General features: G+C 34.7%; 9 protein-coding genes. 4 read left to right on the forward strand and 5 right to left on the reverse strand.

All coding sequences use genetic code 11. The features are described from left to right. The first annotated feature begins 5 nt into the window (after positions 1-5). Positions 6-1,289, forward strand: coding sequence for a glycosyltransferase (locus DSM03_RS07600; protein WP_128761029.1), 1,284 nt, complete (start codon positions 6-8; stop codon positions 1,287-1,289). Positions 1,290-1,296: 7 nt separating this feature from the next. Continuing rightward, positions 1,297-2,766 (forward strand): lipopolysaccharide biosynthesis protein, encoded by a 1,470-nt coding sequence (locus tag DSM03_RS07605; RefSeq protein WP_128761028.1) that lies wholly within the window; start codon positions 1,297-1,299, stop codon positions 2,764-2,766. Between the two features lie 46 nt (positions 2,767-2,812). On the opposite strand, the gene DSM03_RS07610 is transcribed toward DSM03_RS07605, so the two are convergent. Further along, positions 2,813-4,102: a hypothetical protein gene (locus DSM03_RS07610; protein WP_128761027.1), complete on the reverse strand. Its 1,290-nt coding sequence runs from the start codon at positions 4,100-4,102 to the stop codon at positions 2,813-2,815. Positions 4,103-4,267: 165 nt separating this feature from the next. Between DSM03_RS07610 and DSM03_RS07615 the strand changes: the two genes are divergently transcribed. Beyond that, positions 4,268-4,612 (forward strand): DUF4870 domain-containing protein, encoded by a 345-nt coding sequence (locus tag DSM03_RS07615; RefSeq protein ID WP_236638806.1) that lies wholly within the window; start codon positions 4,268-4,270, stop codon positions 4,610-4,612. 68 nt (positions 4,613-4,680) lie between these two features. Here DSM03_RS07615 and DSM03_RS07620 read toward each other — a convergent pair whose 3' ends face one another. Genes DSM03_RS07620 through DSM03_RS07635 form a run of 4 tightly spaced genes read right to left on the reverse strand, consistent with a single transcriptional unit; the run spans position 4,681 to position 8,986 of the window. Then, positions 4,681-5,964 (reverse strand): ammonium transporter, encoded by a 1,284-nt coding sequence (locus tag DSM03_RS07620; protein ID WP_420813125.1) that lies wholly within the window; start codon positions 5,962-5,964, stop codon positions 4,681-4,683. Between the two features lie 28 nt (positions 5,965-5,992). Next, the gene (locus DSM03_RS07625; protein ID WP_128761026.1) at positions 5,993-6,331 is read right to left on the reverse strand and encodes a P-II family nitrogen regulator; all 339 of its coding nucleotides are present in this window, start codon (positions 6,329-6,331) and stop codon (positions 5,993-5,995) included. A gap of 30 nt (positions 6,332-6,361) precedes the next feature. Beyond that, positions 6,362-7,852 (reverse strand): M12 family metallopeptidase, encoded by a 1,491-nt coding sequence (locus DSM03_RS07630; protein WP_128761025.1) that lies wholly within the window; start codon positions 7,850-7,852, stop codon positions 6,362-6,364. Between the two features lie 9 nt (positions 7,853-7,861). Next, positions 7,862-8,986: a porin gene (locus DSM03_RS07635; protein ID WP_236638805.1), complete on the reverse strand. Its 1,125-nt coding sequence runs from the start codon at positions 8,984-8,986 to the stop codon at positions 7,862-7,864. A gap of 472 nt (positions 8,987-9,458) precedes the next feature. Between DSM03_RS07635 and gltB the strand changes: the two genes are divergently transcribed. Next, positions 9,459-13,967, forward strand: a complete 4,509-nt coding sequence (gene gltB, locus DSM03_RS07640; protein ID WP_128761024.1) for a glutamate synthase large subunit — start codon at positions 9,459-9,461, stop codon at positions 13,965-13,967. Positions 13,968-13,975 lie beyond the last annotated feature (8 nt).

The raw sequence follows: 13,975 nt of genomic DNA on the forward strand, positions 1-13,975 counted from the left end.
GTTCTGTGAAAAAGGCGTTGATCATCTGTTATTATTGGCCTCCGGCAGGAGGTCCCGGGGTTCAGCGCTGGTTGAAGTTTGTAAAATATTTAATAGATTTTGATGTAGAACCTGTGGTATATACTCCAGAAAATCCACATTATCCTATACAAGATTCGAGCTTGGAAAATGAAATTCCAAAAGGGATTGAAATCATCAAAAAACCTATTTTAGAACCCTACGGTCTAGCAAAATTATTTTCAAAAGAAAGCACACGTCAAATAAGCTCAGGAATAATAAAACCAAATGCTAAACAGAGTTTTCTTCAAAAGCTGATGCTTTTTGTGAGGGGAAATCTTTTTGTTCCTGATGCCCGAATATGGTGGGTAAAACCTTCGGTTAACTTCTTGTCAAGCTATTTAAAAAAGAATCCGGTAGATATCATTATCACATCCGGTCCACCGCATAGTTTGCATTTAATAGGTTTAGGTTTAAAAAAGCAAACAAATTTGCCTTGGCTGGCAGATTTTAGGGATCCATGGACAACTATTGGTTATCAAAAAAAATTAAGACTTACAAACTGGGCTGCTAAGAAACACGCTAACCTAGAGTTTGAAGTTTTAAATAAGGCAGATCATATACTTGTGACTAGTCCTACCACACAGTCTGATTTTGAAAAAACGACAAGTACACCTATAAGTTGTATAACAAACGGTTTTGATGATGAAGATATGCCGAAAACAAGTTTAGATACTACTTTTACGTTAGCTCATATCGGGTCTTTACTAGAAGATAGAAATCCTAAAATTTTGTGGGATGTACTTCAGGAATTAGTCACAGAATTACCTGAATTTTCAAAAGATTTAAAAATTGAATTGACAGGTAGAGTAGGAACCTCAGTAATAGATTCAATTAAAGAGAGGGATTTAGGTGATAATTTATCACTTCCCGGTTATATAGGTCATTCAGAAGCTTTACAAAAACAGCATAGTGCTCAGCTGCTACTTTTGATAGAGGTAGATTCTCAGGAAACCGAAGCAATTATTCCAGGAAAACTATTTGAATATTTGGCGGCTAGAAGACCTATACTTGCAATAGGACCAAAGCATTCTGATATTGATTCAATTTTAGAGAAATCAGAGGGTGGAGTTTATTTTAATTATCAGCAAAAACAAGAATTAAAAAAACTAATTCAAGCAAAGTACGAGCTTTTTAAAGGCACCGGAATTCCATCAACAATTGGGATTGTTGATGTATATTCCAGAAAGAATTTGACTAAAGATCTGGCCCAACTTATATATTCAATCTAATATTAATATGGGCATTGTAGCTTCACAATCCTTTAGAAATTTAATCACAACCTATCTGGGTTTTGGTATAGGAGCGTTGAACACGCTCGTGTTATACGTGCATTTTTTTAAAGACGAATATTACGGTTTGGTTGGTTTTCTATTGAGTGCTGCAACATTAGCAATGCCATTTGTGGCTTTGGGAGTGCAAAACACAATGATTAAGTTCTATTCATCTTACAGCGGGCGTAAGCAAGATGATTTTCTGTCGTTTATGCTGGTTATGCCAATTGTAGTTTTGATTCCTATTTCTATTGTTGTTTCAATTTTTTACGATCAACTGGTTGACTTTTTAGCCTCTAAAAATGAAATCGTACGTCCTTATGCATTTCTTATAGGAATTATTGCTTTTGCAATGGCTTATTTTGAAATTAGTTATGCCTGGTCAAAAACACAATTGCAGAGTGTTTTTGGCAATATGATGAACGAAGTTTTTCATCGTTTAGGTATTATGACTTTGCTGATTCTCTTTGCTTTTGAATTACTTACTACCGAAGGTTTTTTATATGGGGTTGCTGTCGTTTATCTTTTGAGAATGGCGATAATGATGAGTTATGCCTTCAAATTACGCAGACCTCGGTTACGGATTTCGATTCCTAAAGAATGGAGTTCTATTTTAAAATATAGTGTATTGATCATTATTGCAGGCTCAATAGCAGTAATGATTCTTGAAATAGACATGTTTATGTTGGGAAAACTTGTGCCTATTGAAAATGTAGCCTATTATTCTGTGGGTATATATATTGCTGCAGTTATAGCAGTTCCTGCGAGAGCAATGCATCAAATTATATATCCATTAACTGCAAATTATTTGAATGAAAGAAGATTCATAGAACTTAAAGATTTATATAAAAAGAGTTCTATAACGCTTTACGCAATTTCTGGTTTGATCTTTCTTTTAATTATCTGTAACATTCAAAGTTTATATTTATTACTTGATCCTTCTTATAGTAAGGGGTTGTATGTAGTATTTCTAATTTCTTTGGCAAAGTTGGTAGACAATCTAATGGGAAATAATAATGCAATTTTATACAATAGCGATTATTACCGGCTTGTTTTGGTATTAGGAGTAATCCTTGTTGCTGTAGCTGTGAGTCTCAATCTTATATTTATACCAAAACTGGGAATTAACGGAGCGGCCATAGCTACATTTATGGCTTCAGTTGTTTATGCTTTCTCAAAAATAGTGGTCGTATTTAAAAAATTTAAAATGCATCCTTTTACAAAGCAAACATTGTTCTTAACCGGTATTGTAGGGATATTAGGATTGGTGTTTTTCTTTTTGGATTTTGAGTGGCACCCTATTGTGTCTATAGGAGTGAAATCGGTTATTTTAAGCTTGGCTTATTTGATCATTGTTTACAAATTCAATATTTCTAATGAAATCAATAATTGGTTAAACCAATACCTATTAAGGAGAAAATCCCGACCTGAATAAAATCAAGTGCGGGACCTTCCAACTAACCAACCAAACCGTTTATATTTTAATTACCTCTTCTTGATCTTGAGTTACCTCTAGATTTTCTTGAAGAAGCATTTTTTTGAGTACTTCTATTAGTTCTTGCAGCATTACTGCTACGAGATGTTTGTGAGCGTTGTTGTACGCTACGTTGCGGGCTTGGAGCTCTTTTTGCTACAGTTCGCTGAGCGCTTTGTACTTTACGCTGACTACTAGAATTACGTTGTACAACTGAGCGTTGTGCGTTAGCTTTTCTAGGAGTTGCAATATTACGATTATTTGAGCTTCTTTGAGCAACAGAACGTTGTTGATTTGCTCTTTTTATCGTGTTATTTCGACTAGAATTATTAGTTCTTTCATTTTTAATCGAATTTCTTGCAGAATTATTAGCGCGAGCTGAATTATGAGAGCGACTTGTAACCCTTGCATTTCTGTTTACAGTATTATTAGATCTATTATTGATAATAGCATTATTATTACTAGACCTTCTTTGAGTAGTATTCGTACTGCGAGCTTGTCTAGAATTGCTGTTGCTTCTACTAGTTCTATTTGCTATAGTATTACGACTAGAGCTTGATCTGCCAGAATAATTTCTTGTATTATGAGCCTGAGCTCTTGCTCTGGAATAGCTACCGCGTCTAGCATTGTTGTGTGCAACACGACCTTTTGGTCTTTTAAAATCATGATATGCATTTCTATACCCATTACGATACCCTTGAGCATAGTGACTTCTGTGATAAGCATAATCATAACGTACAGGACGATAGTATCTTCTATATGGTGTGTTATAAACTAAACATCTGTCAAAAAATGGCCTGTAAAAGAGGTTATGATATGGGTGATACACATATCTTCTGTTGTATATGTTGATATAGCCAGTTACGTGTGAAAAACGAGCTCCACTATAATATATATTTAAGCCACCAACATTGACGATTCTATTATTTCTATAATTTATATAGACATTTCCTGCTTGGGTGATTCTACCCCAGTTATCATAATAGATGGGTACACTTTCAACTTGAATTACAGCACCATAATCATCATATTGTACATATGGATCATAATTGTAACCTGAGTTATAGCTAATATTTACAGGACCTGCATTTACGTTCACATTAACGCCTTGAGCAACCTGTGGTAAAACGAAATCAAATTCTCCATCTGGATAAACCGAAAATTCAACACCATCTTCTACAAAAATATAACGGCTACCGTCATAGTATCTATTAATTGAGGTATCATCCAAGGTTTCTGCAGTTGCAGGACCTAAGCCTGTTAACAGGCCAACAAAAAGGTAAATTAGATTTTTCATAAGTTCTAGATTTAAATTGTTTGTACTCTTTTTTAATAATTTTGGATGGTACATTGTTATAATTACAAGTAGCGTGCCATAATCGAAAAGAGGTAGCAGAGATAGGTGTAACACTATCTAGAATTTTGATACTAATATTGTGAACAATCAAAAAATCAATACATTATGATGCTTAGAGAAGATAGAAATTTATTAGTAGTTGCTCATTTGAGTCAACTATTAGATTTTGTAACCGGGGTAGGAGGGTTTATCGTTCCGTTAATTTTATGGTTAACACAGAAAGATAAAGTGATGCAAATGGATGAACACGGAAAGCAGATAATTAATTTTCAGATAAGTATTTTTATTTATTCAATACTATGTATACCTCTTATTTTGCTTTTAGGTCTTGGGATACTAGGGTTTATTGTGCTGGGAATTTTGGTATTAATATTTCCTATAATAAATGCTATTAAGGCTTCTAATGGAGAACCTACTTATTATCCTTTAAGTATTCAGTTTTTAAAATAATTTAGAAATGATATTCATAAAAAAAGCCCTGCAATAGTGCAGGGCTTTTAATTTATATATGGTTGAATTTATTCTTCATCTTCACCATTATAATAAGCAGCAGTACCATGCTCGTGTACGTCTAAGCCTTCTATTTCTTCTTTTTCAGAAACACGTAGACCTATAGTTTTCTTAACTATAAATAATACTATGAAAGAAGCTAACACGGCCCAGCCTATCATAGAGATAGATCCTAAGAATTGAACACCAAGTTGGCCAAAGCCACCTCCGTAAAGAACACCACCTTCAGTAGCAAAAACACCTACTAAAACAGTACCTAAGAAACCACATACACCGTGTACGGATACAGCTCCTACAGGATCATCAATCTTAAGTTTCTTGTCAATGAATTCAATAGATAATACAACTACAATACCACAGATAAAACCTATAGCAAGTGCTCCAAATGCATCAACATTACCACAACCAGCGGTAATACCTACAAGACCGGCTAAAGCACCATTTAGAGTCATAGAAATGTCTGGTTTTCCGTAACGCATCCAAGTTAAAAATAGTGCAGTTACCGCTCCTATTGCAGCAGCAATATTTGTGTTTATTATAACTTTTCCTACTGCGATTGAATTTTCGCCACCAAAAGCTAATTGTGATCCACCGTTGAAACCGAACCAACCTAACCAAAGGATGAATACACCAAGAGCTCCTAATAGTAAGTTGTGTCCTCTAATTACGTTTACTTCTCCGTTAGGACCATATTTTCCTATTCTAGGGCCAACTAATTTTGCAGCAACTAAAGCGGCAAAACCACCTACAGCATGTACAATTGTTGAACCTGCAAAGTCAATAAATCCAAGATTGTTTAACCAAGCCTGATCATCAAAAGGCCATAACCAACTACCTGAAACCGGGTAGATGAATGTAGTTAACACAACAGAGATAATTAAATAAGAAGAAAACTTAAATCGTCCTGCAACTGCTCCAGAAACAATAGTTGCTGCTGTAGCACAGAATACTGTTTGAAAAAACAGGTTGTGCCAATCATCTTGATTGAAAAAAGCGAGTTCTGCAGGATTTCTCATAAAACCACCAAGTATAGATTCTCCACCATACATAATAGAGTAACCTACCACCCAAAACATTAATGATCCAATTGCAAGGTCCATTATGTTTTTCATAATAATGTTACCAGCGTTTTTAGCACTTGTAAAACCGGTTTCGACTAAGGTGAAACCTGCTTGCATAAAGAATACTAAGATTGCTGCTATGATGATCCAAAGAATACCTAAATCTGCATTGATAGCATCTACAGCAGTCTGAACAGCATCTGCTGGTTCTTGTAATAACATATAAGCCATAAAATTCATTTGTATAGATTAATTAGTTTTAGTTTAAAGTATCTGGCCCTTTTTTGCCGGTTCTTACTCGGTAAGCTTCCTGTACCTCAGAGACAAATATTTTACCATCTCCAACTTCTCCAGTAGCGCCTGAGTCAAGAATTGCAGCAATTGTAGCCTGTTCAAAATCATCATTTACAACAATTGACAAATATCTTCGCTGTATATCACTGGTACTATAAGATACACCACGATATACATGACCGTGTTTCTCGTTTCCAAGGCCGGTTACATCCCAATAGGAGAAAAAGTTCACTCCTTTTTCATGTAAAGCCTTTTTAACAGCTGAGAATTTTGATTTTCTAATAATTGCTTCAATTTTTTTCATTGTAAAATTTAGTTTAGGTTAAAATGAATATCAATACCATATATTTCCATTTCCGTCACCATCAAGATTGCTTATACCCCCAATACCTGTAGGAGAAGGTTGTGTAATTAAAAGGTTACTGTAGTCACTATATTTTAATATAGAGTTATTACTATTTTTTGAATTTTTTGTAGTAATATAAATGCTTGATCCCGCAGAGCCTATATCAAAAAAGTAACCATATGGTCCTAAATAATCGTAAGTGGTAATATTTTCAATAATGTTGTTAGATTCATCATATTGGGATAAGGTAGTGCCAGCTATCAGCCAAACCTTACCACTATTATCAACTGTTAATCTGTCTGCGGAACAGTTAATTATCTTAGTCCAGCTACCATTTATTTTTTTGAAAAGTGAATTTTCTTTGCTATTAGAAGCTAAACAATAAATAGACCCACCTCCTGCGGATATATCTTTCATCTCATAATTCCTATATTTACCAAAACCATATATAAAGGAGCCTGAAACCAATATCGAGCCACTATCTGTTATATCTAATCTTTTAGAATCACTAGTTCTAATACTTTGAATTTTAGAATTATTTTTATAAATATCTACGTTAAAACGATTTTTGGTGGCAAATACAACATCTCCTTGTGAATTAACACCAATATCCATTTTTGATAGATTAGATGAGTGTTTATTAATTTTATTTGCACCGGGATACATATCAAGAAGTGTTTTCTTGTCATCATAAGATAATAAAGCGGAACGAGTCCAAGTTGAACCATCCAATTTAGTCATTGTTGGAACACCATATGTTAAAGCAAACCCATTATATGACCCGTATATCATAATAGAATTAAAATCAAATAATCCAAAATTTTGAACAAACTTTGATTCAAATTGACTATGATTGGACGAATCGATATTATTCCAATTTATGGTGATGTAATCGTCTCTGTCTGTCCTGCTTTGCTCATGAAATAATCCTAATGCATGGCCTATTTCATGGATAACAGTATCGTCAGAGGCTCCAGATGATAGATGAATAGTTTGTCTACCTCCTTGCATTCCAAGGAATGAATAGCTTATTCCAGGTTTATCACTTATTACAAAATCAATATAATTCCCTGATGAACTTTCATTAAATGTGATATTTGTAGCAGCAGAAATCTGGTTAATAGCACTGTAAATATTAGAACTTTGTGCCAAGTAAGTTATATGAAAATTTACAGTGCTATTTGTCCAACTCCAAGAACTTATGCCGATAGCACCCTTCTGAGCGGAATCTGTTTTATCATAAGATAAATACACACCGTTTTTTAAATTTTCTATTTGTGTATTGGTCAGTATAATATCATTTTCTAAAATATTTTGTCCATCTACAATAGAATATGACAGAATCCGATCATTAGGTAATTCTAGATTCATCACATTCAAAGTCTCTATAGAATTATTGTTATCTCTAATTTCTAAATTTTCATCACTACATGAAGAAATTATTACTAGTAGAAAAAATATTGAAAGTCTAAATGTCATATTGCTGTATTAAAATGAATATACGGCTGCAAGTAAGAAAGAACCTAGGCTACCAGTGAAAGTAGGAGTTCCGTCATACGAGTCAAGAAATACATCTTCACTTGCAGAATCTAATCTAAATTCGGGAATAATTGTCAAAGGACCAACTTTTGCATTACCAGATAAGGTAACCGCAAATACATTTGCATCTCCTTCTGCATCCGAACCACCGATAGCATCAAAATCATTAATACCAGTTCCAAACTGACTAAAATATTCAGGACGTAACCCTAAAGAGAAAGAATCGCTTAAAGCAGCTTGAGCATAAAGGGCTACACCGTAAAATCCATAATCGTCAGCTAAATCTCCAGCTTCTGTAGTATTATAGGTAGCATTTAATCCTAAATAAAAAGAGTCGCTTAAATCATAACCTGTAGTCAGGTCAACTTGAAAAGTAGATCCTACGCCTTCTCCCATACCTTGGTCTGTGTAATCTCCATCTTGATCTCCGTATAACAAGTTTAAGAAAGTGCTACCACTGTCTGTAGAGTATCCTAACTGACCTCCAAACGTATAACTTCCCGAAGGGTTAAAGTCTGTGAAGTCTGTTGCGTTCATTACAGCAAGCATTGCACTCCAGTTGTCATCTAAAGCAAAATCTGCTTTAAGACCAGAATGTGAGAATGGTCCATAAGAGAACATGTAAGAAGTAGAGTAGTTGAAGTTTGCGGCTGGTGAAATAACTTCATACCCTAAATACGTGTTCCAGTTACCAAAAGTTAAAGTAACACTTTCACTTACGTTCCAATACACATACAATTGGTTAACAATACTTGAACTTGCAGTTGTAGATGCAAAAACAGCATCTGTACCGCGAGGACCATAAACAAGATCTGCAACAGCTCCTACATTTCCTTTTTCATAGCTTAATATTGCATTTGCCATACCTAAAGCAAAACCCGGTTGGTTTGCAAAAGAAGATCCTGGTGCAGGGTATCCTTGGTCAGTAACCTTATTAAGAGTAGTAATGTTCTGTCTGAAATACGCGTCAATAGATCCAGATAATGTGAATCCATCAGTCCATGAAGTTTCTTCTTCTTGAGCAAAGGCAGAAATACCTAAGCATAGCATTACAGGTAAAATTAATTTTTTCATTTTTTAAATTGATTAATTGGTGAGATGCTAAACTAGGTATTATTTAAAACTGCCCCTAAAAAAATAGGGGTGTTGGTCAAATTTTTATTGTTTCGATAATTATACCCCCTAATTTTTTAGGGTATGTTACTCGAAACCGATTTCGATAGATTTAAATTGTGATATTATTTATGTTTAATGTGCAGTTTTTGTTAATTATTGGTAAAAATTGAGGTAAAAAAGCATCAAAAACGTCAATTGTTAACATTCGCTTAAGATTTGACGTTAAATAATTATTGAAGAAAAGAGCATTTTTAACCAAAAACCCATTTCGTTTTCATCAAAAAGAAAAGCTATTTTTTGATTTCTTTATAATTTATAGTGCTTATTTTATGAAAATCGAAATAATAAAAATCTTATTCTCTAAAATTATTGGCATTTCAGTTTATTGAATAGCTTTATAATTCTGTCTTTAATAAAGAGCAAAAAATTTATGGAAAAACAAGGTTTATATTCACCAGAATGGGAGCACGAGAATTGTGGTGCGGGGTTCATTTGTAGTCTTGAAGGAAAGCAGTCTAATGGTATAATTCATAAGGCACTTGAAATTCTAGAAAAATTAGAACATCGTGGAGCAGTAAGTAGTGACGGTAAAACAGGAGATGGTGCCGGTATACTTATAGATATACCATATGATTTTTTTAAGAAAAATTGTGATTTTGAACTTCCTGAAGCAAGAGAATATGCAATGGGTAATGTCTTCTTACCTAAGAAAGAAAATCAGCGTGCTTATTGTAAAAAAGTATTTGAAGACCAAATTAAGGCTAAAGGATTAGTTTTACTAGGCTGGAGAAAAGTTCCAGTTGATGCAGGTTATCTGGGTGCAATTGCTGCTAGTGTTGAACCTCATATAGAGCAAATTTTTATTGGTAAGCCTAGCGCTGATATGGAAGAGCGTGAGTTTATGATAAAACTTTATACTGCTCGTAAAATTACAGAACATACTATATTAGAGAGTAAACTTTCTGAGCGTTCTTATTTTTATCTTCCAAGTCTATCTAATAAGACACTTATTTTTAAGGGTCTTCTGATGCCTGAGGATATTAAATACTATTATACAGACTTATTAGATCCAGATCTTACTACGAGATTAGCACTTGTGCATCAGAGATTTTCAACAAACACATTCCCTACCTGGGATCTAGCCCAGCCTTTTAGATATATGTGTCACAACGGAGAGATAAATACTCTACGTGGTAATGTTTCGCGTATGCGAAGTAGAGAAGAGCTTTTAAAGAGTGAGTGGTTTGGTGAAGAGATCAAAGAATTGTTTCCTATTATATTAAAAGGAAAATCTGATTCTGCTTCTATGGATATGGTTGTAGAACTTCTTTTAATGTCAGGTAGATCTTTACCAGAAATTATGATGATGCTTGTCCCTGAAGCTTGGGAAAAGCATAAAGATATGAGTGCTGAGAAAAAAGCATTTTATGAATTTAACAGCTGTATTATGGAACCGTGGGATGGTCCGGCGTCTATTCCTTTTACAGATGGTGATTATATAGGTGCGGTACTGGATCGTAATGGTTTGAGACCTTCTAGATATACTGTAACAAAAACAGGAGATGTAATTATGTCTTCAGAAACCGGAGTTCTTGATATTGAACCTAAAAATGTTGCTTTCCACGGTAGACTAGAGCCTGGTAAAATGTTTTTAGTAGATATGAAAGCCGGACGGATTGTAAATGATGAAGAGGTTAAAGAAAGTATTGTTACACAAAACCCTTATCAAGCTTGGTTAGATAAGAATAGAGTGAATTTAAAAGACATCCCTTATAGAGATGTTGACTTTAAATTAGAAGATACTGTTTTTGACTTGCGTAAAAATGCTTTTGGATATACTCAAGAAGACATCAGGACTATTATTTTGCCAATGGCAAATAAGGGTAAAGAGCCTATAGGTTCTATGGGATCAGATACACCAATAGCAGTATTATCAGACAGACCACAGCTTATATACAACTATTTTAAGCAGTTGTTTGCACAGGTAACAAACCCACCATTAGATGGTATTCGTGAAGAGTTGATCACAGACTTAAGTCTTACTTTAGGACCAGATACTAACCTAATGGAGATTACTCCAGATTACTGTAAGAAAATTAGAATTCAGAATCCGGTTATTTCTAAAGAGGATCTTGATAAGATCAAAAATTATGACAATCCTGACTTTAAGGTTAAGACCATACCGATGCTTTATGAATCGAATCGTGGGTTAAATGGACTTGAAGATGCTTTAGAGGAAATGGTCGCTCAAGCTTCAAAAGGAATTGATGAAGGTCATACTATTTTGATTTTATCAGATAGAGGTGTAAATGCAGAAATGGCACCTATTCCTGCTCTTTTAGGTTGTTCTTATTTAAACAGTGGCCTTTTTAGAAGCGGCCAGCGTTCTAAAATGAGTATTATAGTAGAATCTGCAGAACCTCGTGAGGTGCATCATTTTGCTTTACTATTTGGTTATGGCGCAAGTGCTATTAATCCATATATGGTAAATGAGATTATACAGAAAGAAATTGAAGCAGGTAACTTAGAGGGTGTAAACTTTCAGGAAGCTGTTGAAAACTATAATAAAGCTGTAGGTAAGGGTGTAGTTAAAGTTATGAATAAAATAGGTATTTCTACCTTGAATTCTTACCGTGGTTCTAGGCTATTTGAAGCTTTAGGACTTAACTCTAAACTTATAGAAAAATATTTTCCAAATACCCCTAGCCGTATTGAAGGTATAGGTCTTTATGAAGTTGAGCAGGAAATTGCTAAACGTCATAATCGTACGTTTAAACGAAAGGATATTTCAGGAAATTTAGATCTAGAAATAGGTGGAGATTACCGTTGGAGACGTAACGGAGAAAAACATATGTTTAATCCGCTTTCTATAGCAAAACTTCAGGAAGCTGTACGTCAAAACAATCCTAAGACCTATAAAGAATACTCAAAACTTGTAAACGAGCAGTCAAAACAGTTGATGACAATACGTGGTTTATTTGAGTTTTCTAATTACGATCCTATTCCTATTGAAGAAGTAGAACCTTGGACAGAAATTGTAAAGCGTTTTAAAACGGGAGCAATGTCATATGGTTCTATTAGTAAAGAAGCGCATGAGAATCTTGCTGTTGCAATGAACCGTATTGGTGGTAAAAGTAACAGTGGAGAAGGAGGAGAAGATGCAGAGCGTTTTTATAAGAGTCCTAATGGTGACTGGAGAAATTCTGCTATTAAGCAAGTTGCATCAGGTCGTTTTGGAGTAACGAGTAACTATTTAACAAGTGCTGCCGAAATTCAGATTAAGATGGCTCAGGGAGCTAAACCTGGAGAAGGTGGTCAATTACCTGGTGAAAAAGTAAATAAGTTTATTGCGAAGACTCGTAAGAGTACGCCATATGTAGGACTAATTTCACCACCACCGCATCACGATATTTATTCAATTGAAGATTTAGCTCAATTAATTTATGACCTTAAATCGGCAAATAGAGAAGCACGTATTAACGTTAAATTAGTATCAGAAGTAGGTGTTGGTACAGTTGCAGCTGGTGTTGCAAAAGCAATGGCAGATGTGATTTTAGTATCTGGTTTTGATGGAGGTACAGGAGCATCTCCTTTAACTTCATTACGTCACGCCGGTTTACCTTGGGAACTTGGTATCGCAGAAGCACAACAAACACTAGTTCTTAATGATTTACGTAGCCGTATTCGTTTAGAATGTGATGGTCAATTAAAAACGGGACGTGATGTTGCTGTAGCTTGTTTATTAGGAGCAGAAGAATTTGGTTTTGCGACTGCTCCATTAGTAGCTTCAGGATGTATAATGATGCGTGTGTGTCACTTAAATACGTGTCCTGTAGGTATTGCAACTCAGAATCCTGAATTGCGTAAGAAATTCAAAGGTCAGCCGGAACATGTGGTTAACTTTATGTATTTCATTGCTGAAGAATTAAGAGAGATAATGGCGCAACTTGGTTTCCGTACCGTTGATGAAATGGTAGGTCAAGCCCATAAATTAGACCGTAACAAAGCAGTAGAACATTATAAAGCTGCAGGTATTGATTTATCTCCTATTTTACATGATATTCAAGTTCCTAAAGGTGTGAAGATTTATAATACTGAATCTCAAAACCATCATTTAGAAAAAGCTATAGATTTTGAAATAATAGAACTAGCGCACACCGCTTTGTTCCGTAAGGAAAAAACTACGTTAGATCTTGATATTACAAATTTAAACCGTGCAGTAGGTGCTATTTTAAGTAACGAAATATCAAAAATCTATGGTGAGCAAGGGTTACCAGATAATACGTTAAAGGTTAATTTTAAAGGTTCTGCAGGTCAGAGTTTTGGAGCATTTGCCACACGAGGTTTAACCTTGAAGATAGATGGTAATGCTAATGATTATGTAGGTAAGGGTCTTTCTGGAGCACGATTAATTATAAAAGTGCCAGAAGAAGCAACTTTTGAAGCTAATGAGAACATCATCATAGGTAACGTTGCGCTTTATGGGGCAACTAGTGGTGAGGCTTATTTTAATGGTGTTGCCGGAGAGCGTTTTTGTGTTAGAAATAGTGGTGCAATAGCTGTAGTAGAAGGTATAGGTGATCACGGGTGTGAGTATATGACAGGTGGTGTTGCTGTAATTCTTGGTAAAACAGGACGTAATTTTGGTGCAGGAATGAGCGGTGGTATTGGTTATGTTCTTGACGAAGATCAAACCTTTATAGGAAAATGTAATGCTACTGATTTAAATCTTGACCCTATAACTGAAGAGGAAGATAAGGTTCAGCTTAAAGAGTTGATTACAAATCACTACAATTATACACAAAGTTCTTTAGCACAGCGCATTTTAGAGAACTGGGATGTTTACTTGCCTAAGTTTGTAAAAGTTTTACCTGAAGAATATCGTAAAGCTTTAATAAGACTTGAAGAAGAAGAAAAATTAACAGATTTAACGGAATAAATAGAATC

The organism is Leeuwenhoekiella aestuarii (assembly GCF_004104055.1).
In the GTDB taxonomy this organism is placed as follows: domain Bacteria; phylum Bacteroidota; class Bacteroidia; order Flavobacteriales; family Flavobacteriaceae; genus Leeuwenhoekiella; species Leeuwenhoekiella aestuarii.

Excerpts from the sequence above, each read along its gene's own strand:
- DSM03_RS07625 (WP_128761026.1), bottom strand. The coding sequence starts at position 6,331 with ATGAAAAAAATTGAAGCAATTATTAGAAAATCAAAATTCTCAGCTGTT.
- DSM03_RS07620 (WP_420813125.1), bottom strand. The coding sequence starts at position 5,964 with ATGGCTTATATGTTATTACAAGAACCAGCAGATGCTGTTCAGACTGCT.
- DSM03_RS07605 (WP_128761028.1), top strand. The coding sequence starts at position 1,297 with ATGGGCATTGTAGCTTCACAATCCTTTAGAAATTTAATCACAACCTAT.
- DSM03_RS07630 (WP_128761025.1), bottom strand. The coding sequence starts at position 7,852 with ATGACATTTAGACTTTCAATATTTTTTCTACTAGTAATAATTTCTTCA.
- gltB (WP_128761024.1), top strand. The coding sequence starts at position 9,459 with ATGGAAAAACAAGGTTTATATTCACCAGAATGGGAGCACGAGAATTGT.
- DSM03_RS07615 (WP_236638806.1), top strand. The coding sequence starts at position 4,268 with ATGATGCTTAGAGAAGATAGAAATTTATTAGTAGTTGCTCATTTGAGT.
- DSM03_RS07610 (WP_128761027.1), bottom strand. The coding sequence starts at position 4,102 with ATGAAAAATCTAATTTACCTTTTTGTTGGCCTGTTAACAGGCTTAGGT.
- DSM03_RS07635 (WP_236638805.1), bottom strand. The coding sequence starts at position 8,986 with ATGAAAAAATTAATTTTACCTGTAATGCTATGCTTAGGTATTTCTGCC.